Origin of the sequence: Pseudomonas sp. MTM4, from assembly GCF_019355055.1 — a bacterium.
Classification (GTDB): domain Bacteria; phylum Pseudomonadota; class Gammaproteobacteria; order Pseudomonadales; family Pseudomonadaceae; genus Stutzerimonas.
The window spans coordinates 4,346,785-4,364,451 of the sequence record NZ_CP048411.1 but is presented as its reverse complement, the minus strand read 5'-3'; the positions used below and the strand labels follow the sequence as shown (position 1 = coordinate 4,364,451).

General features: G+C 61.2%; 15 protein-coding genes. 3 read left to right on the top strand and 12 right to left on the bottom strand.

The features are described from left to right. Nucleotides 1–54 precede the first annotated feature (54 nt). Genes GYM54_RS20090 through GYM54_RS20070 form a run of 5 tightly spaced genes read right to left on the bottom strand, consistent with a single transcriptional unit; the run spans nt 55 to nt 5,630 of the window. Entirely contained in the window at nt 55–1,734 is a 1,680-nt protein-coding gene (locus GYM54_RS20090) for a long-chain fatty acid--CoA ligase (RefSeq protein ID WP_197445433.1), read from the bottom strand. Then, the gene (surE, locus tag GYM54_RS20085) at nt 1,734–2,537 is read right to left on the bottom strand and encodes a 5'/3'-nucleotidase SurE (protein WP_197445434.1); all 804 of its coding nucleotides are present in this window, start codon (nt 2,535–2,537) and stop codon (nt 1,734–1,736) included. The genes GYM54_RS20090 and surE overlap by 1 nt, the downstream gene beginning before the upstream one ends. Further along, complete coding sequence (locus GYM54_RS20080) at nt 2,534–3,607, bottom strand: phosphotransferase (protein WP_197445435.1); 1,074 nt, start codon at nt 3,605–3,607, stop codon at nt 2,534–2,536. Before GYM54_RS20080 ends, surE begins: the two co-directional genes overlap by 4 nt. A 10-nt stretch (nt 3,608–3,617) precedes the next feature. Beyond that, the gene (locus GYM54_RS20075; protein WP_197445436.1) at nt 3,618–4,385 is read right to left on the bottom strand and encodes an SDR family NAD(P)-dependent oxidoreductase; all 768 of its coding nucleotides are present in this window, start codon (nt 4,383–4,385) and stop codon (nt 3,618–3,620) included. A gap of 33 nt (nt 4,386–4,418) precedes the next feature. After that, a complete protein-coding gene (locus tag GYM54_RS20070) occupies nt 4,419–5,630 on the bottom strand; it encodes an acyl-CoA dehydrogenase family protein (RefSeq protein WP_197445437.1) in 1,212 nt (403 codons plus the stop codon). A 405-nt stretch (nt 5,631–6,035) separates the two neighbouring features. On the opposite strand from GYM54_RS20070, the gene dctP reads away from it, so the two are divergent. The 3 genes from dctP (at nt 6,036) to GYM54_RS20055 (ending at nt 9,001) form a co-directional block, all read left to right on the top strand. After that, the gene (dctP, locus tag GYM54_RS20065) at nt 6,036–7,073 is read left to right on the top strand and encodes a TRAP transporter substrate-binding protein DctP (protein ID WP_197445438.1); all 1,038 of its coding nucleotides are present in this window, start codon (nt 6,036–6,038) and stop codon (nt 7,071–7,073) included. An 81-nt stretch (nt 7,074–7,154) separates the two neighbouring features. Next, the gene (locus GYM54_RS20060; RefSeq protein ID WP_131648077.1) at nt 7,155–7,694 is read left to right on the top strand and encodes a TRAP transporter small permease subunit; all 540 of its coding nucleotides are present in this window, start codon (nt 7,155–7,157) and stop codon (nt 7,692–7,694) included. Then, nucleotides 7,691–9,001, top strand: coding sequence for a TRAP transporter large permease subunit (locus tag GYM54_RS20055; protein ID WP_131648076.1), 1,311 nt, complete (start codon nt 7,691–7,693; stop codon nt 8,999–9,001). Before GYM54_RS20060 ends, GYM54_RS20055 begins: the two co-directional genes overlap by 4 nt. A gap of 59 nt (nt 9,002–9,060) precedes the next feature. Here the strand turns inward: GYM54_RS20055 and GYM54_RS20050 are convergent, their stop codons facing one another. From GYM54_RS20050 to recJ, 7 genes are all read right to left on the bottom strand, one after another. Beyond that, nucleotides 9,061–10,356, bottom strand: coding sequence for a flavohemoglobin expression-modulating QEGLA motif protein (locus GYM54_RS20050; RefSeq protein WP_131648075.1), 1,296 nt, complete (start codon nt 10,354–10,356; stop codon nt 9,061–9,063). A 10-nt stretch (nt 10,357–10,366) separates the two neighbouring features. Next, nucleotides 10,367–10,561: a hypothetical protein gene (locus tag GYM54_RS20045; protein ID WP_181101590.1), complete on the bottom strand. Its 195-nt coding sequence runs from the start codon at nt 10,559–10,561 to the stop codon at nt 10,367–10,369. An 82-nt stretch (nt 10,562–10,643) separates the two neighbouring features. Continuing rightward, entirely contained in the window at nt 10,644–12,146 is a 1,503-nt protein-coding gene (lysS, locus tag GYM54_RS20040; protein ID WP_197445439.1) for a lysine--tRNA ligase, read from the bottom strand. A gap of 206 nt (nt 12,147–12,352) precedes the next feature. Next, nucleotides 12,353–13,448 (bottom strand): peptide chain release factor 2 gene (prfB, locus tag GYM54_RS20035; RefSeq protein WP_181101594.1). Its coding sequence is split into 2 segments (ribosomal slippage): nt 12,353–13,375 and nt 13,377–13,448, totalling 1,095 coding nucleotides; the frame shifts between segments, so codons are not numbered across the junction. 157 nt (nt 13,449–13,605) lie between these two features. Next, on the bottom strand, nt 13,606–14,352 hold the full coding sequence (locus tag GYM54_RS20030) for a tellurite resistance TerB family protein (RefSeq protein WP_197445440.1): 747 nt from the start codon (nt 14,350–14,352) through the stop codon (nt 13,606–13,608). A gap of 32 nt (nt 14,353–14,384) precedes the next feature. Then, nucleotides 14,385–15,494: an NADH:flavin oxidoreductase/NADH oxidase gene (locus tag GYM54_RS20025; protein ID WP_197445441.1), complete on the bottom strand. Its 1,110-nt coding sequence runs from the start codon at nt 15,492–15,494 to the stop codon at nt 14,385–14,387. Nucleotides 15,495–15,947: 453 nt separating this feature from the next. Further along, nucleotides 15,948–17,663: a single-stranded-DNA-specific exonuclease RecJ gene (gene recJ / locus GYM54_RS20020; protein WP_197445442.1), complete on the bottom strand. Its 1,716-nt coding sequence runs from the start codon at nt 17,661–17,663 to the stop codon at nt 15,948–15,950. Nucleotides 17,664–17,667 lie beyond the last annotated feature (4 nt).

Genomic DNA, 17,667 nt, shown 5'->3' with positions numbered 1-17,667 from the left:
TTCTCCATTGGATTCGAAAGCGCATAGGCATGACTCGCAGCCGGGGCTGTTTGGTCAGGCCTCCTGGGCACTGGCGTGCTTGCGATTTTCTTCTTCCTGCAAGGCGCGCCACATCAGCTTGCCGGTGGACGAGCGAGGCAGCGACGCGACGAACTCGACATATACCGGTGCCTTGTAGGCCGCCATCTCCGCCTTGCACCAGTCGATGACGTCCTGTTCGCTGACCAGCCCGGCCTGACCGTCACGCAGCACAACGCAGGCCTTCACCGTCTCGCCGCGCTTCGGGTCGGGGCGCGAGATGACGCAACATTCCTGGATCGCCGGATGACGGTACATCAAGCTTTCGACCTCTGACGGCCAGACCTTGAAACCCGACGCGTTGATCATGCGCTTAACGCGATCGACCATAAAAAAATAGCCGTCCTCGTCGTAGTAGCCCATGTCCCCGGTACGGAAGAAACGCTTACCGTCCAGCTCGATGAAGGCACGTTCGGTCTCTTCTGGCCGGTTCCAGTAACCGACGAACACCTGCGGACCGTGACTGACGATCTCACCTACCTCGTTGGGGCCGAGTTCACGTTGCGTAGTCAGGTCGATAACCCGGCTATCCACGTCGAATACCGGAATGCCGAGGCACTGCGCCTTGGGTTTCGCCACCGGGTTGATATGGGTGGCGGCAATGGTTTCGGACAGACCATAGCCCTCGATATAGCGTAGGCCGGTGAGCCGGTGCAGCTTCTCCTCTACCGCCTTGGGCATCGCCGCCCCGCCGCCGCCGACGCTGACCAGGCTGGACAGGTCGTACTGTTCGAGATCCGGATCGGCGAGAAAGTCGATGGCCATGGTGGCGATATTGACCCAGCCGGTTACCGCGTGGCGCTCGATCAGTTTCGCCGCCACCTTGCGATCCCAGCGGGTCATGATAACCGCGGTGCCGCCGTTGTAGATCGGCCCGCTCATGGCGCCCTGCATACCGGTGACGTGAAAATACGGCAACGTCGCGAGAATCACCGATTCGCTGGTGCTGTTGGTCCAGACCACGCGATGAATGATGGTCGCCATCGCCGAGCGATGGGTGTGCATGCAGCCCTTCGGCGCGCCGGTAGTGCCGGAGCTGTAGGGGAACACGCACAGATCGTCCGGGCCGGCGGTGTGCGGACCGGGCGTATGGCCCGCATCCAAGGCATCGCGCCAGCCGATGCCGCCGGCGAAATCCGGTGCGATCGCCGCGGCCTGGACCTCGGCCGGCAGCGCGAGGTCGGTGGGCTGCCGGATATAGTCCGAATAGGCAGCGACGATCACCTGGCGCAGCTGTGCAGTGCCAACCAGTGATGAAATGAAACCGGTCAGCTCCTGTCCGCAAAGGCAGACCGCCGCGCCGGTATCGTGCAGGTAGTGTTCAAGCTCGGCGGTGTGGTTCATCGGATTGACCGGCACCACCACCGCGTCCGCACGAAGAATCGCGTAGTAGGCGATGGTGAACTGCGGCGAGTTCTGCATATACAGCAGGACACGATTACCCTTGGCGACACCCAGGTTCTGCAGGTAGCCGGCCAGCGCCTCTACTTCACGCAGCAGTTCGGTGTAGGTAATCAGGGTGTCGTAATAGACGATGGCCGTCTTGTCCGGGAAGCGCCGGGCGGAGATCTCCAGATTGGCGAACAGGCTGGTCTCCGGCACCGTCAGGTGTTTGGGCAGATCCTCGGGCCAGACTGCGTGATGACGAGTGAACATTACAGAACTCCTGAATCCATATTAGAGGCCAGTTCGGCCATGGCCCGTTCTTCGCCCCAGTCGAGCCAGCCCTGGGTGTCGCGCAAGGGTGTGATGGCGATGCGTTTCTCGCGCAGCGCCGTGACGTCCGCCTCAGGCGCAACGATGTGCGAGGAGGAATGCTCGAAGCCAAGCCACCAATACGGCAGACCTCGACCGTCCCGGCCGGCCTGCAGGCGCGGCTTGGTAATTGAGCCGCGCGACTGTTGGGTCATCCGCATATGGCTGACCGCGTCGGCCGAGCAGGCGGGAAAATTCACGTTCCAGCAACAGCCGCCTTCCGCGCGGCGCATCCAGAGTTCGCGGATCGTGGTTTCAGCGTAGGTTTTGACACAGGACCAATCGATATCTGTGCGATCAAGAAAGGCCTGGCTCAGGCCGATGGCCGGCAACCCCAGCAGATCAGCGCTAAGCACCGCACCGATGGTTCCTGAGTAAGGCACCGAGTCGCCAATATTCGCCCCGCTGTTGACGCCAGAGAGCACCAGATCGGGCGGCGAATCCTGCAGCCACTCGGCCATGGCGAACATCACGCAGTCGGACGGCGTACCGGAAACGGCGAAGCGCCGCTCGCCGTGGCGATACACCCGCAGCGGCGAATGCACAGAGATGCCTTGGCCGGTGCCGCTCTGGTCGTGCTCGGGGGCCACCACCCAGACTTCCTCAGCCAGTTGCGCAGCGATCCGTTCGAGCAAGGCCAGCCCCGGCGCAGCGATGCCGTCGTCGTTGGTCAGCAGGACGCGGCGCAGCAATGGACCGCTCATACCGATTCTCCCCTGTCGCCGCGCTGGGCGATGCGCCAGCCAGCTTCTGCAAGCAAACCGGCGCGCTGGCCGACCTGCAGCGCATCGGCATTGCTGGCATTGCCCTGCAGCGCACGGGCGTAAACGCCTTGCAGAATCGCCGCGAGACGGAACAGCGAAAACGCCACGAAGACATGCCACTGCGCGACATCGGCGCGTCCGCTTTGTTGGCAATAACGTTCCAGTACTTGCTGCTCAGACGGAATACCTTGCGCCTGTAGGTCGGTGCCGACCAGTCCACGCAAGCCATCCACACCGGCTGGCAGGTGATAGGGCAAGCAGAAATAAGCGAGATCCGCGAGCGGATGGCCGATGGTGGACAGTTCCCAGTCGAGAATCGCTGCGACTTTTGGTGCTCCAGGTTCGAAGATCAGGTTACCGAGACGGTAGTCGCCATGGGCGATGGCGCACTCGTCGCGCTGCAGCACCTGTTCGGGAAGCCACTGCATCAACCGCTCCATCGCCGGCATGTCGCCCGTGCGGGAGGCCTGATACTGGCCGGACCAACGCTTCACCTGACGGGCGAAATAGCCTTGGGCCTTGCCGAAGTCGCCAAGCCCCACCGCCTCGACGTCGACCTGATGCAGCTCGGCCAGGGTGTCGATAGCCGCCAGGTGGATCGCCTGACGCTCCTGGACCGCCAGCTCCTCCAGCGCCGGATGACTGAAGATTCGCCCCTCGACGTGATCCATCAGATAGAAGGCCGTGCCGATGACGCTTTCATCCTCACACAGCAGATGCACATGCGGCACAGGCACGCGGGTGTGTTCGGACAACGCGCGAATCACCTTGTATTCGCGTTCAACCATGTGCGCCGAGGGCAGCACCTGGCCCGGTGGTTTCTTGCGCAGCACATATCTGCGCCCCGCCGTCTCCAGCAGGTAAGTGGGGTTGGACTGGCCGCCCTGGAATTGCTTGATGCTCAGACCGTCATCACCCAGCTGCGGCAGATGCAGGCGCAGATACCGAGCTAGCGCGGCCTCATCGAAACGATGCGCCGGGAGTACGTCGATCAACTCGGGGGCATTCATCGACGGTTCCTCAACATGCGGTTTCGCCGCCATCCGCGACGATTACCTGACCGGTGATATAGGCACTGGCAGGCGCCGCGAGAAAGACCGCGAGCCCGGCGATATCCACCGGCTCGCCGATACGGCGCAGCGGGGTTTTCTCGGCCGCCCGACGAACCCGCTCCGGATCGTCGAGCAATGCCTTGGCGAAATCGGTACGCACCAGCCCCGGCGCGATGGCGTTGACGCGGATGCCCTTCGGACCCCACTCGGCAGCCAGATTGCGCGCCAGCGCCGCTTCGGCCGCCTTGGATACACCGTAGGTGCCGATCACCGTATTGCCTCGCAGTCCGGCGATGCTGGAGAGCATGATTACCGCGCCCTCGCCACGTTCGGCCATTTGCGGCAGCACCATATTGGATAACCAGAAGGTGCCCTTGACGTTGGTGTCCATGATCTTGTCCCACGCATCATCGGTCAGCTCGCTGGTCGGACCATAGACCGGGTTGGTCGCGGCGTTGCAGACCAGCACATCGATGCGCCCCCAGGTTTGCAAGGTGGTGTCGACCAACCGCTGCAGGTCTTCCTTGCGGCCCACGTGGCAAGGCACCGCAATGGCTTCGAAGCCCGCGGTATTCAGCTCGGCGGCCACCGCCTCGCAGGCATCGGCCTTGCGGCTGGAAATGACGACTTTCGCGCCGCAACGGGCCACCTCTTCGGCAATGGAGCGACCAATGCCACGGGTGGAACCGGTGATCAACGCCACCTTTCCGGACAAATCGAATAACGGATTGGTCATGACTGCATCCTTCTTGTAGGTTTTGTAGGAGGCTCAGCGCTTTTTGGAGTAGTTCTGCAGTTCCAGTTTGGCGATGGTGTCCAGATGCACCTCGTCCGGGCCGTCGGCCAGCCGCAGGGTACGTTGGTGAGCCCAGGCCGCCGCCAAGAAGCTGTCCTGACAAACACCTTTGGCCCCATGTACCTGAATCGCGCGATCCAGCACGCGCAGCGCCATGCTCGGTGCGGCCGCCTTGATCATGGCGATCTCCTGCCGCGCCACCTTGTTGCCGACGGTGTCCATCATGCGCGCCGCCTTGAGCGTCAGCAGGCGGGTCTGTTCGATCTCGATGCGAGAACGGGCGATATCCTTTCGAATCGAGTCGAAGTCGGCCAGCCGCTTGCCGAAGGCCACGCGGGAATGCACGCGCTCGCACATAGCCTGCAGCGCGCGCTCGGCCACTCCGATGGTGCGCATGCAGTGGTGGATGCGGCCTGGGCCGAGACGTCCCTGGGCGATTTCGAAACCACGGCCCTCGCCAAGCAGGATGTTGCTGGCCGGAACGCGAACGTTGTTGTAATGAATTTCGGCATGCCCATGAGGCGCGTGGTCGTAGCCGAATACGTGGAGCGCCCGCGTGATTTCAACGCCGGGCGTGTCCAGCGGCACAAGAATCATCGACTGCTGGCGATGGCGCTCGGCAGTGGGATCGGTCTTGCCCATGACGATAGCGATCTTGCAGGTGGTTGCCATCGCGCCGGACGACCACCACTTGTGTCCGTTGATCACGTACTCGTCGCCTTCGCGGCGAATCTCGCACGCGATGTTGGTGGCATCGGACGATGCCACGTCAGGTTCGGTCATGGAGAAGCAGGAACGTATCTCGCCATTGAGCAGCGGCTTCAGCCACTGTTCCTGCTGCTCCGGCGTGCCATAGCGCGTCAGCACCTCCATATTCCCGGTGTCAGGGGCCGAGCAGTTGAATATCTCGGCGGCGCCGTGCGAGCGACCCATAATTTCGCACAGGTGGGCGTACTCGAAATTGGTCAGCCCGGCACCGAATTCGCTCTCCGGCAGGAACAGGTTCCACAGCCCCTCTGCGCGAGCCTTGGCTTTGAGTTCTTCAAGGATCGGCGGTGGCGCCCAACGATTTTCGGCGGAAGCCGTCTGCTCGTGGAATAGATGCTCGTTGGGATAGACATGTTCGTCCATGAAAGCCGTGAGCTGTTCATGGAGCTGTAGCGCTTTACCGGTCAGTTCATACATCGCCGTTTCCTTCTTGTTGTTGTGCCTGCGATCGACAAAGCCTCCCGCACTGAATCGCATAGCGAATCCTGTCGACTGATTTTCAACAGCCTGTCTCTTTTTGAAGCTGGCATGCCAGAAACAACGCGTCAATTCGAAATCTAGTTCCATTGAGCAAAATTATGATGAATCACAACCACAGGCGTCTAAAGTCAATATCGAAGTGCCATGAGACTTGATAGCCGACAGGGTCGGTGATCATCAGAAACAAAAAGTGCACGGATAGCGTTCTGCCAGCGGTTGAAAATGCCGTGCGCTATGCTAGTTTTCCGATTACTTTTGTAAAAACAAGTTTTGCTCTGCGGAACATAAAGACATAAGCGCAATACAAATGGCCGTCAGCCAATTACAACAAGAGGACGCGTTATGACATCCATGCCCCTGCTCAGAAAACTCCTTCAGGCCAGCTTGGTGGCGTTAGCCGCCGCCATCGCTCTCCCGCAAATGGCTGCGGCGCAAGACGTGACGAAGTGGCGCGTTCAATCACATTGGCCGAGCGCCAGTAGCTCTTTCGAAGACAGCCTAGTGCGTCTGAAAAATGAAATTGAAAGACGCACCGAAGGCCGTCTGCAGTTGCAGCTGTTCGAGTCCGGCGCTCTGTTCAAGCCGCAGGAGACCTTCAACGCGGTCAGCCGCGGCATCCTGCAGATGGGCACCATTTCGCCGGGCTACGCGCAAGACAAAATCAGCCTCGCCGGCATCGCCTCGGGCCTGCCCTTCGCCTTCCAGAATGTCTGGGAAACCGCCTACTTCCATAAGCACATGGGCTTCGAGGACATGCTTCGTGAAGAAGCGGCTCAGCATGGCGTTTACTGGTCGACCGACAAGGTCTACCCGACAGAGATGGTGGTAAAGAAGCCGATCAACAGCTGGGAGGATTTCACCAAACTGAAGATTCGCTCCTCCGGCGCGTTGCAGAAATTCCTCGACGATGCCGGCGCTTCGACAACTTACCTGCCAGGCGGCGAGCTGTATCCGGCCCTTGATACCGGCGTGGTCGACGGTGCCCACTGGGGCGCGGTGCAAGGTGCGGCGAGCATGAGCTTCTACGAGGTGGCGAAACATCACGTCAAGCCCGCCCTCAACATCGCTGGCACCGATGTGATCATCGTCAGCCAGAAGGCGCTGGACAAGCTGTCCGCGCGCGATCAGGAAGTGGTTAAGCAGGTCCTAGACGAGCAGTTCTGGTACCGCACCAACGAGTATTTGTATCAAGAGCAGATCGCACTGAGAAAAGCGATCAGCGAACAGGGTGTTCAGGTCAACACGCTGCCTGACGATGTGCAGAAGCGCCTGAGAGAGGTGGCACAGAAGTCTTGGGAAGAAGAAGGCAAGCGCAGCGACAAGGCCGCAGAAGCCCTGCAAATGCTCAAGTCTTTCCTTGGTGATCTCGGTTATCTGTAAACCCCTCGTCTGATTATTCGCCCGACGCGGCCTTCCACGCCGGGCGAATGATTTGCTTAATCCTTGCTCGTGGGGCTCGTCATGCGCCTGATCCATGCCTACATCAACGGCATCACCTGGCTCAACGAATTCATCGGCCGCCGGGTGGCCTACCTGATTTTCCTCATCTTCGCGCTACTGCTGCTCGAAGTGTTCATGCGCTATCTATTCACGAGTCCGACTTCCTGGACCAACGAATTGGGGCAGATGCTCTTCGGTGCTTATGTGGTGTTATCGGGCGGCTACGTGATGGTGCACCGTGACCACGTAAACGTGGACCTGTTGTATTCATCGTTCGGCCCACGCACTCGCGCTTGGATCGACATTTTCACCTCCAGCATGTTCTTCCTGTTCATGGCCGCGCTGTTGTATTTCGGCAGCTCCATGGCATGGGAGTCGATCCAGAGCATGGAGACCTCCTACTCGGCGTGGAACCCGCCGATCTGGCCGATCAAGGCCATGATTCCCCTCGGTACGTTGCTGCTGTTGTTGCAGGGCATCGCCAAGCTGTTGCAAGACATCCTCATCGCCCTGGGCCGCGAACCGGCCAGCGACACCAAGCACGCGGAGGATGCCCAATGAGCATCGAAGTCACGACGCTGCTGTTCTTTCTCACCCTGATATTTTTCCTCGTGCTCGGTCTGCCGCTGGCCTTCGTGCTGGGTGGCGTCTCGGTGCTGTTTCTGTACTTCACCTGGGGCGCAGACGCCTTCTATATGGTCGCCTCGCAGATGTGGGGCACGATGGAAAGCTTCACCCTGGTGGCCATCCCGTTGTTCGTCTTCATGGCCATGCTGCTGGAACGAACAGGCGTGGCGCGCGACCTCTACCGCATGATGCACCTGTGGTGCGGTGGCATGCGCGGCGGGCTGGCGATCGGCACGCTGGGCATCTGCGCGGTGTTCGGTGCCATGGTTGGCATCAGCGGCGCCGCGGTGGTGGCGATGGGCACCATTGCACTGCCGGCAATGCTCGAGCGCGGCTACGACAAGCGCATGGTGTTGGGTTGCATCAACACCGGCGGCGGCTGGGGCATCTTAATTCCGCCGAGCATCATGATGATCCTCTACGCCATGATCAGCGGCCAATCGGTCGGCAAGATGTTCGCTGCCGGCGTGCTGCCGGGGCTGCTGCTAGTCGCTCTGACGGTAACCTACGTGCTGGTACGTTCATTCCTGCAACCCCACCTCGCACCCGCCTTGCCAAAGGAAGAACGCGGCAGCTGGCCGGAAAAATTCCGTGCCGTACGCGCCGTGCTGCTGCCGATCGGGATCGTGGTAATGGTGCTCGGATCGATCATCGGCGGCGTGACCACACCGACCGAGGCGGCGGCGATGGGCGTGCTCGGTGCGCTGATCTCCGCGGCGCTGTATCGCAAGCTCGACTGGCCAGTGCTCCAGGAAGCGGCCATCCGCACCTTCAAGCTGACAGGTATGATCGCGTGGATTCTGTTCGCGGCCCACGCCTTCAGCTCGGCCTATCAGGGCATGGGTGCGCAGTCGTTGATCGAAGGCTTGATGATGGATCTGCCGGGCGGGCGCTGGGCGATCGTCATCTTCATGATGGCCATCGTCTTCGTCATGGGCATGCTGCTCGATCCGGTGGGGATCATGCTGATCACCCTGCCGGTGTTCCTACCGATCATCGCGTCGCTCGGCTTCGATCCGATCTGGTTCGGCGTGCTGTTCGTGATCAATATGGAAATCGGCTACATGACGCCGCCGTTCGGGTTCAACCTGTTCTACCTCAAAGGTATCGTCCCGCCCGGCATCACCATGAAGGACATCTACTGGTCGGTGATACCTTTCGTGATCGTCAACATCATTGGCATGGGCCTGATCATGGCTTTTCCCCAGATCGCGACTTATCTGCCGAACACGCTGTTTTGATACAGGGCCGATGAACAAAAAAGCCGGAGCAGATGCTCCGGCTTTTTCATGCGCGTCGCTCAGATGATGTTGGCGTAATCCGCTTCGATCCGGTCCAGGCTCAGGTGGTTGAGGAAGTTGGAAAAGCACATCCAGGCCGACAGCGCGTTCAAGTCTTGGAACTGCTGAGGCAGGTACTTGGGCGGTACCACCATGCCCTCGTCCACCAACTGGCGCAGGGTGCGCATGTCTTCCAGGGTGGTCTTGCCGCAGAACAACAGCGGAATCTGCTCCAACCGACCTTTGCGCACCGCAAGCTGAATGTAGTTGTAGATCATGATGAAACCCTTCAGATAGGACAGGTCCTTGGTAAAGGGCAAACCATTCGGGAGCGAGCCGCGGAAAACCCGGCTGGCGTTGCTGTAGCACTCGTCCTCGGCGTAGCCCTGGTCGCGGAAGAAGGCGAACACGTCGAGGAAGTCCGCGCCCTCCTCGGCCATGTGGATGGCGCGGGTGCGGTTGGTCAGCTTACGCAGACGCGTCGGGTAGGAGGCGAAGGCGATGACTTCCATCAGAATCGCCAGGCCTTCCTGCGTCACGGTAGAAGACGGCGGGCCCTTCGCAAGGAAGGTGCAGATCGGCTGGTTCTGCCCGTTGAGCGTGGTGCCCACATGCACAAGGCCTTCGTGCACCTCCAGCGCACGCACGTCGCGCTCGTTGAACATCGCATCGCTGCGGATCTTGATGTAGTCGGCGCCGGCTGCGGCATCGGCGAGGATGCCGTCGGACTCGAACACGCGGATCACGCCCTCGCCTTCGCCGAATACCAGGTCCAACCGCCGCTGTAGCATCTCCACCGCCTGCGGGGCGTCCAGCGTCTTGGCTTCGTCCTTGAGATCACCCCGGTCGGCGATGTTATTCAGGTAATCGGAAAGCATCAGGCCGAGGTCGGATAAGGTCGGGTCGCCGGCATGGAAGGCATCCGAAGCGGCGCCGTAGAGTTCCTGGGAGATCAGACCGAAGTCGGCAGTACCGCGCGCTTCGAGCATGCGGATCACCATGCGGTATTCCTTGCACATGCGGCGCATGATCTGCCCGACTGGGTTGAACTGACCCAGCTGACGGGTGATGTCACGCTCGATGTTCTGGAACTCTTCCTTCTTGGCGCTGGAATCAAAGGCCAGTGGTCGGCCTTCGTAATAGGCGCGATCGACCTTGGGCAGCTCGCGCCCCCCTGCGGCGAAAAAGCCCTGACGGACATTCTCGTCCCACTTCACCGCATCGAGCACCCGCACAGGGGTTTGTGCCTCGACGATGCGGTCGGACAACGCACGAACCGTGCTCTGGTACTCATCGAGATTGTTACGGGTATTCATCCGTACCTCGTCAGTGATCCGTAGCCTTCAACTTATACATCAGCGGACCCTCGCGATCCGTGTCCGGTTCGCGAACAGCCTCGCCAGCGATATAAAGCTGTCGGCAGGCGGTGACCGATCTGAAGCCATCGAGCCGGTGGCGATAGATGCAGACGCCATGCGGCAACTGCAGTGATGCGGAGGGTTGGCGTTCGGTGCGGTGCATTTCCGGTTCCGGTGCGACCGCCAGATACATACAGCGGAACAGCACCCGCTCGGCGAATCTCACCGAGCGGGAACAGCCGAGGTCAGACCTCGGGACGCATGTGCGGGAACAGGATCACGTCGCGGATCGACGGCGAGTTGGTCAGCAGCATCACCAGGCGGTCAATGCCGATGCCCTCGCCGGCGGTCGGCGGCATGCCGTATTCCAGCGCGCGGACGAAGTCAGCGTCGAAATGCATGGCTTCGTCGTCGCCGGCGTCCTTATCACGCACCTGCGCATGGAAGCGCTCGGCCTGGTCCTCGGCGTCATTCAGCTCGGAATAGGCGTTGGCAATCTCGCGGCCGCCGATGAACAGCTCAAAGCGGTCGGTGACGCTCGGATCGTCGTCGCTGCGCCGGGCCAGTGGCGAGACTTCGAACGGATAGCGAGTGATGAAGTGTGGCTGCTCCAGCTTGTGCTCGACCAGTTCCTCGAAAATCATCACCTGCAGCTTGCCCAGCCCCTCGAAGCCCAACACCTTGGCGCCGGCCTTCTTGGCGATGGCGCGTGCGGTATCGACGTCCTGCAGGTCGGCGGCGCTGATGTCCGGGTTGTATTTGAGGATCGAATCGAACACCGACAACCGCGCAAAGGGCTCGCCGAAGTGGAACACCTTGTCGCCGTAAGGGACGTCGGTGGTGCCCAGAACCAGCTGCGCCAGTTCGCGGAACAGCTCTTCGGTGAGATCCATGTTGTCTTCGTAGTCGGCGTAGGCTTGGTAGAACTCGAGCATGGTGAACTCGGGATTGTGCCGGGTCGAAACGCCTTCGTTACGGAAGTTACGGTTGATCTCGAACACGCGCTCGAAGCCGCCCACCACCAAACGCTTGAGGTAGAGCTCCGGCGCGATGCGCAGGAACATCGGCAGGTCCAGCGCGTTGTGATGAGTCTCGAACGGCTTGGCCGCAGCGCCGCCTGGAATGGTCTGCAGCATCGGCGTCTCGACTTCGAGGAAGTCGCGCTCGTTGAGAAACTTGCGGACGTGGCCGATCACTTGCGAACGCACGCGGAAGGTGTGGCGGGTTTCCTCGTTGACGATCAGGTCGACGTAGCGCTGGCGGTAGCGCTGCTCGGTGTCGGTCAAGCCGTGGTGTTTGTCCGGTAGCGGACGCAGCGACTTGGTCAGCAACCGCACGTCGGTCATCTCGACATAGAGGTCACCCTTGCCGGAACGCGCCAGCGTGCCCTCGGCGGCGATGATGTCGCCCAGGTCCCAGTGTTTAATGGCTTCTAGCGTCTCGGCTGGCAGAGTCTTGCGATTGACGTAGACCTGGATGCGACCGGTCATGTCCTGCAACACCATGAAAGCGCCGCGGTTGAGCATGATGCGCCCAGCGACTTTTACCGGGATCGCCGCTTCTGCCAGCTCTTCCTTGGTCTTATCCGCGTACTTCAGCTGCAAGTCGTTGCAATAGCTGTCGCGACGGAAGTCGTTGGGGAAGACATTGCCCTTGGCGCGCTCGGCGGCCAGTTTTTCCTTGCGCTGAAGGATCAGGCTGTTTTCTTCCTCTTGGATGGCGTGCTGGTTCAGCGGTTGTTCGCTCATAGTTTCAAATGCCTGGCGCGTAATGGTGAATCGAAATGGGTGATCTCGTAGGTGGGGCTGGAGGACGTAGGGTGGGCCGAGCGGCGTTCCGCTTCAGCCCACCAGTATTGCCCGTTCCGGTGGGCTGAAGCCCACCCTACGCTCCGGAATCGCTTCGGCCAGACGCTCCCGCGTCGGGAAGGTCCGTGGCCATCGAATGTTCTGCCTTACAGCCCTTGTTTCAGGCTGGCTTCGAGGTACTCGTCAATATCCCCGTCCAGCACCTTGTCGCAGTCGCTGCGTTCTATTCCGGTACGCAGGTCCTTGATCCGCGAAGCATCGAGCACGTAAGAACGAATCTGGTGGCCCCAGCCGATGTCCGACTTGGTGTCTTCCAGCGCCTGGGAGGCGGCGTTGCGCTTCTGCATCTCCTGCTCGTACAGCTTGGCCCGCAGCATTTTCATGGCGGTGTCCTTGTTGGCGTGCTGGGAACGTTCGTTCTGGCAGCTGACCACAGTGTTGGTCGGCACGTGGGTGATGCGCACTGCCGAGTCGGTGGTGTTGACGTGCTGACCGCCGGCACCGGATGAACGGTAGGTGTCGATGCGCAGGTCCGCCGGGTTGATCTCGATCTCGATGTTGTCATCGATTTCCGGCGAAACGAACACAGCCGTGAACGAGGTGTGACGGCGATTACCGGAGTCGAACGGGCTCTTGCGCACCAGGCGGTGCACGCCGATCTCGGTGCGTAGCCAACCGAAGGCATATTCGCCCTTGATATGCAGCGTGGCGCCCTTGATGCCGGCAACTTCGCCCTCGGACAGCTCCATGATGGTCGCGTCGAAGCCGTGCTTGTCGGCCCAGCGCAGGTACATGCGCAGCAGCATGTTGGCCCAGTCCTGAGCCTCGGTACCGCCGGAGCCGGCCTGGATATCGAGGTAGGCGTTGTTGGGGTCCATGTCGCCGCTGAACATGCGGCGGAATTCCAGCCCTTCGAGGATGCCGCGCAGACGGTCCAGCTCGGCGGCGACGTCGTCTACCGCACCCTGGTCGTCTTCTTCGACGGCCATGTCGAGCAGGTCACGGGAGTCGGCCAGACTGCTTGTGAGGTCGTCGATGGTTTCGACGATCAGTGCCAGGGTGGCGCGCTCACGGCCCAGATTCTGGGCGTACTCAGGGTTGTTCCAGACGTTAGGGTCTTCGAGTTCGCGGTTTACTTCGACGAGACGATCATGCTTTTGATCGTAGTCAAAGATACCCCCGAATTGACTGGGTGCGGTCGGACAGGTCCTTGATGCTGTTGAGGATCGGGTTGATTTCCATAGATAGGCAGCTCTCAAGCGGACGTTTTGAAAAGCCGACGATTATAGCGCAGCAGACTGCGGCTGACAGCCCGTGCGGGATCGCTGGCGCGATGAATGTCAAGCTCGGTTGAAAAGCCAAAAATGGTGGGGGCCATAATCAGGCCCCCTGACCGACATTAGGCCGAGACGCCGCGCACCTGGCTTTCCAGTTCGGCTTTCAACCCTGCGTCGAGCTTGAGCTGACGGGCCAGTTCGTCCAGGTAGGCGCGTTCCATGAAGTGCTCTTCGTCGACCATCAGCACACTGGCCAGATACATTTCCGAGGCCATTTCCGGCGTGGTGGCGGCAGCGGCGACTTCGACCGGATCCAGCGGCTTGTTCAGCTCCGCTTCGAGCCAGTGCTGCAGCTCGGGGTCGCCGGTCAGCTGTGCGAACTCTGCCTCGATCATCTTGCGCTCCTGATCGTCGACATGACCGTCAGCCTTGGCCGCCGCGACCAGTGCTCGGAGGATGCCCCGACTGTGCTCTTCCACCTGTTCGGGCGGCAGCCGATCGACCGTCTTCGGTTCGGCCTGCATAGTGCTCGTTCGCGCCGCGCCGGCCTGCTGCGCCTGCCAGTTGCCATAGGCCTTGTAGGCCAGCATGCCGAGTGCGGCCAAGCCGCCATAGGTGACAGCCTTACCGCCCATGCGGCGCCCACTCTTGCTTCCCAGCAACATCCCGAGCGCTCCGGCCGCCATCGCGCCACGCCCGCCACCGCCGCCACCTAGAATCCCACCGAGGGAACCACCCGCTCCCGAGAGAATGCCGCCGAGCGAACCGCCGCCCGGGGGATTCGATTGCCGCGAAACCGACCCCTGCTGTTTCTGCAGTAGATCCTGACCGGACTTAAGCAACTGATCGAGCAAACCGCTGGTTTTCATGAGTGTCTCCTGCAAAAAAGAATGAACCGGATTCAATCGAGCGAATCGGGAACCTGCCGAATCGGCGTATTTCGATGGGCGGCGCGCACGTATTGCGCAGGCCAGGGCACTGAGTTATCACGCAGATCTTCGGCGGCATGCAGCGGCCAATACGGATCGCGTAACAGCTCGCGGGCCAGCAGGATCAAATCGGCCTGCCCAGTGCGCAGAATGTGTTCGGCCTGGACCGCCTCGGTGATCATCCCGACGGTACCGGTGGCGATACCCGCCTCGCGCCGGACCTGTTCGGCGAACTGCGTCTGGTAACCGGGCCCAACTGGAATCTCGGCATTGACGGCGGTGCCGCCAGAAGACACGTCGATCAGATCCACGCCTATGGCTTTGAGGCGACGGGCCAGTTCGACGGTTTCTTCGGCGTTCCAGCCGTCCTGAACCCAGTCGGTCGCCGACAGCCGGACGAACAATGGCAACTCTTCCGGCCACACGCCCCTCACCGCCTGAGTCACTTCCAGTAGCAGTCGAATGCGGTTGTCGAACGAGCCGCCGTAGCCATCCTGGCGCTGGTTGGACAAAGGCGACAGGAACTGATGCAGCAGATAGCCGTGGGCAGCATGCACTTCGGCGATCTTGAAGCCCGCCGCCAGCGCGCGTTCGGCGGCGCGCACGAAGGCCTGAATGACCTCCTTGATCCCCGCCTCGTCCAGCGCAGTAGGCACAGCATGCTCCGGATCGAAGGCAATGGTGGACGGGCCGACCGGCGTCCAGCCGCCAGCAGCGATCGGAACGCTGCCGTGCCGCCCAAGCCAAGGCTGCCAGGTGCTCGCCTTGCGCCCGGCATGGGCCAACTGAATCCCGGCAACCGAGCCTTGAGCATGTAGGAAGCGCGTGATTCGGCGCAGCGGCTCGACATGGTCGTCAGACCAGATGCCGAGATCTTCTGGAGAAATACGCCCGTCGGCGGTAACGGCGGTCGCCTCGATGATGACCAGGCCCGCACCGCCTACCGCGCGGCTGCCCAGATGCACCAGATGCCAGTCGTTAGCCATACCGGCCTTGGCCGAGTACTGGCACATGGGCGAAACAGCAATGCGGTTGGGCAACGTCAACTGGCGCAGAGTGAGTGGTTGGAAAAGCTGTGTCATGGAAACCTCGACTGCGTTGGATGCGGGTTGGACATCCCTCAGTACAGACTGTTTCGACGATCTTGCCTGGTCACGGCTGCGCTTGGTGAATGAATCGGTGACGGCGTGTTGCGGGGTTGATGGTGGACTGGATGTGGCTGCGGGCTAGAAGCGCATGCGTGTTTGGCGTGGGCTCTGCGTAGTGGGTTGCCACGCTCCATCGCCCCAGCCCTCTCCCCGGTGGGGCGAGAGTTAGATCGGTGTTGTTTCGAACGGCTGCGTGCCTAGCCTGATTATGCTGGAGTGATCGTTTCGCGTGAGGGCAATTTATGCGGCTGCCTTACTGCCCTCGTTCGGTCCAACGCTATAGGCCATGCGAACTCGGACCAGTCCCCTGAGGGAGAGGGCTAGGGTGAGGGGAAAAGGTCGTCACGACACCCAGGCGGCGGATGCCCACGCATCAAAACGCAATACTCAACGCGCCGCGATATGCGCGACCAACAACTGCACGCTTTCGCGCCCGCGAAATTCGTTGACGTCCAGCTTGTAGGCCAGATCGGCCCAACGCACATTTGGGTTGGGCCAGATGTCCCGGTCGATATTAAAGGCGATGCCATCTAGGCTCAGAGAGCCGCATTCGCTCTTGAGCACCAACTTCAGGTGCTTTTCGCCGACCAGGCGCTGTTGCACCAACTGAAACACCCCATGGAATACCGGCTCGGGGAAATGCTGCCCCCAGGGTCCCGCATTGCGTAGCGCCTTGGCCAGCTCCAGATGAAATTCTTCGATGCTGAGCTGACCATCGGTCAGCAATCGACCGGTGAGGTCGTCCTCGCACAACTGGCGCCGAACCTCGGCATCGAACGCCGCCGCAAAGGTGTCGAAGTTGGCTTGCGGCAACGACAGACCGGCCGCCATTGCATGGCCGCCGAATTTGCTGATCAGACCGGGATGGCGCGCTGCGACTGCATCCAGCGCATCGCGAATATGGAAGCCCGGCACCGAGCGCGCCGAGCCTTTTAGAATCCCGTCCCCCGCATCGGCGAAGGCAATCGTTGGCCGGTAATAGCGCTCCTTCAGACGCGAAGCGAGGATGCCAATGACGCCTTGGTGCCAATCCGACTCGAACAGACAAAGGCCGAACGGCATATCGTCGTGCGGCAAATCCTTGAGCTGCTCCAGTGCCTCGCGCTGCATGCCCTGCTCGATACCCTTGCGGTCCTGGTTGAGCTGGTCGAGCTGTACGGCCATGTCGCGCGCCAGTGCTTCGTCTTCACAGAGCAGGCATTCGATGCCCAGCGCCATGTCGTCCAGGCGCCCCGCCGCGTTCAGCCGTGGGCCGAGGATGAAACCAAGATCGGTTGAAGTGATGCGCTTGTGGTCACGTCCGGCGACTTCGAGGATCGCACGCAAGCCGGGGCGCGCCCGCCCCGCGCGAATCCGTGCCAAACCTTGATGCACCAGGATGCGGTTGTTCGCATCCAAAGGGACCACGTCGGCGACGCTGCCCAGCGCCACCAGATCCAGCAGCTCGGCCAGGTTCGGCTCGGCCCAACCATTACGGTTGAACCAGCCCTTTTCACGCAGCGCCGCGCGTAGAGCCAACAGCACGTAAAAGATCACCCCGACGCCAGCGATGCACTTGCTGGGGAACGCGCATTCCGGCTGGTTGGGATTGACGATGGCATCAGCCGTCGGTAGCTCGTGCCCCGGCAGGTGATGGTCGGTCACCAGCACCTTGAGCCCCGCCGCCTTGGCCGCAGCCACGCCGTCCACGCTGGAAATGCCGTTGTCCACCGTCACCAGCAGGTCGGGCTGACGCTCGAGCGCCACGGCAACGATTTCAGGCGTCAGGCCGTAGCCATATTCGAAGCGATTGGGGACGAGATAATCCACATGCGCCGCACCCAACTGGCGCAAGCCGAGCACGCCAACCGTACTGGCGGTGGCGCCGTCCGCATCGAAATCGCCGACGAACAGAATACGCTGACGCTGCTCAAGCGCCTCGGCCAATAGCGACACGGCCGCATCGATGCCCTTCAGTTGGCCATAGGGAATCAGCCGCGCCAGACCCTTATCCAGTTCGGCTACCGACTGAACGCCGCGCGCCGCGTACAGGCGCGTCAGTAGCGGAGGCAGGTCGCCCAGGTCAGGCAGGGTCGCAGGCAATGAACGGTGTTCTATACGCATTTTT